This is a genomic window from Vibrio sp. V42_P2S4T144 (assembly GCF_009904715.1).
GTDB lineage: Bacteria > Pseudomonadota > Gammaproteobacteria > Enterobacterales > Vibrionaceae > Vibrio > Vibrio alginolyticus.
On record NZ_WXWS01000288.1, the window covers coordinates 1 to 2186 of the forward strand.

Consider the following 2186-nt stretch of genomic DNA (forward strand, 5'->3'; position numbering starts at 1 on the left):
ACCCCAACGCTCATACGGCTTGGGCGCTCCTTATTGAGTTGGCTAATGCGACCGTTCTCTTATCACTTTATGAGTAAATACATTCGCGACAAAGACTTTTTTGATGAACGCTGAGTTAAACATCCGAAAGGTATGACGTACAGACACGAAAAAGCCGGACTTCGCCGGCTTTACGATTAAGTGGTGATCTACAGAGAGGCAATTTCTTTTTCAAGTTGATATTTGTTATCTGTGACAATTCGCTCTAACACTTCAACACGTCGCTTCAAGTCACCAATTTGCTTGTTAAGGTTATCTTGTTCTTCTCGGCTCATCGTATTACGTTCAGATATCTCCAACGCTCTTACTTCTTTACGATGGTTCAAGATTAACTTTATTATCCCGCCCCCAAATATGGCACCGAACACAATAGCCACAACCAATACATCAGCAATAGATTCCATTCTTTATCTTCCTCTAGATTATGCTCAAATATAAGTTACTCATTTGTTGAATGAATATCAAATAACACATTGATTCATTGAAAAGATTTATCAAGAATTGCCTACTCTGTATCAAAATCACAGGAATGGATTATTCAACGCCAACCCAAACCGAGACAGATCCGCCGTTTACTGGGAACTCAGCCCAACCATTCGCATCAGTCCAAACTTCTTCAGTTCGGATACCCAACTTGTCTACGTAGCGAGCACTTGGTTTACCCGTATACATCCACTTCGAGCCGCCAGGTCCATCGCTCATGATCACGGCCATTGAATGTGGATGCTTTGCATCACCTTCTCGAGTCCAACCAATTACGTCCCAGTGGTCAAGATAAGAATGTTGTTTGCCATACGCATAATCTTTACGCAGTGTTACTAGCTCTTCAATGTAAGGCACTTTGACCATATTGATGTCATGCCCTTTATCACTGTACTGCGCGCCGTAGTAATCTGCATAAAACACGGATGGATAGCCTTCTTCACGCAATAAGATAAACGCGTAAGCGAGCGGCTTAAACCACCAATCAACCGTCGACTCCAAAGCCTGCAAAGGTTGAGTGTCATGGTTTTCTACTAAGGTTACCGCTTTGACTGAATTGTCCTTCATCAGCGTACCATCCATGATTTGACGCATATCGTAGCTACCACCCGATTTAGACGCATTATAAAAGTTCATATGTAACGGTGCATCAAACAAAGACATGCTGCCAGAGGTTTTGGTGATAAAGTTATGCAGCTGATTCACATCGTAGTTCCAGTACTCTCCGACCGTGAATAGTTCTTTCCCTGTTTTCCAACGTAGGTGATCAATCCATTCTTGCAGGTATTGATATTTGATGTGCTTCACCGCGTCCATTCTAAACCCATCAACACCAGTCATGTTGATATACCACTCACCCCAGTCTTTCAGTTCTTTCTTAACTTCAGGGTGATCCATGTCTAGATCAGCGTACATAAGGTAATCGTAGTTGCCTTTTTCCGAGCTCACTTCCCAATCCCATGCCTTACCCTCACCTTTGAATTTGAAGATAGCTTTTTCTTCGCCAGCATCGTCCCAGTCCACGCCATCAAAGTGGTACCACGTCCAATGAAAGTTTGAGTACTTGTCGTTGCGCCCAGGGAAATCAAACTCTACCCACGCTTCAATCCATTTATCACCAAGTTCAATATTTCGGTTGTTCCAATCGACTCGCTTGGTATCAACCCAAGACTTTCCATCCGCACCACCGCGATGGTTGAACACCACATCGCCATAAATCTGGATATTGTTTTTATGGGCAGTATTGATGGCGCTTAGGTACTGATCTTTGGTGCCATACTTGGTGCGCACCGAACCTTTTTGATCAAACTCTCCCAAATCATACATATCATAAACGCCATAACCGACGTCGTTGCTACCACCAGCACCTTTATAGGCGGGCGGTAACCATAACGCAGTAAAGCCGTTGCCAGATAGTGCCGAAGCGTTGTTTTCAACTTGTGTCCAGAGCGCACCGTCATTTGGCACATACCAATGGAAATACTGCATCATGGTGCCATTTTGTGCCGCCATTACAGGCGAACTGAGCAGCAAAGTTAAGGGTAAAAGTGTAGGTTTAAGGTTGAATGTTTTCATTATTTTTCTCTCACGTTAAGGACTCGAATCCTCCTTTCTGCATATACGCACCAAGCGATACTAACTATGACGCTAGCTAGGTTGCTGCC

The 2186-nt window shown here is 43.8% G+C and carries 2 protein-coding genes and 1 pseudogene; 1 reads left to right on the forward strand and 2 read right to left on the reverse strand.

The genetic code is table 11. The features are described 5' to 3' along the window. Window positions 1–114: pseudogene (locus CAG68_RS09725) on the forward strand (lipase family protein); the annotation flags it as partial. A gap of 74 nt (window positions 115–188) precedes the next feature. Here CAG68_RS09725 and CAG68_RS09730 read toward each other — a convergent pair. Both CAG68_RS09730 and amyS read right to left on the reverse strand, forming a co-directional pair. Beyond that, window positions 189–443 carry a hypothetical protein gene (locus tag CAG68_RS09730; protein WP_005375990.1) on the reverse strand — a complete coding sequence of 85 codons (255 nt, stop codon included), beginning with the start codon at window positions 441–443 and terminating at the stop codon, window positions 189–191. A gap of 130 nt (window positions 444–573) precedes the next feature. After that, window positions 574–2097 (reverse strand): alpha-amylase, encoded by a 1524-nt coding sequence (gene amyS / locus CAG68_RS09735; RefSeq protein ID WP_054576737.1) that lies wholly within the window; start codon window positions 2095–2097, stop codon window positions 574–576. Window positions 2098–2186: the final 89 nt, after the last annotated feature.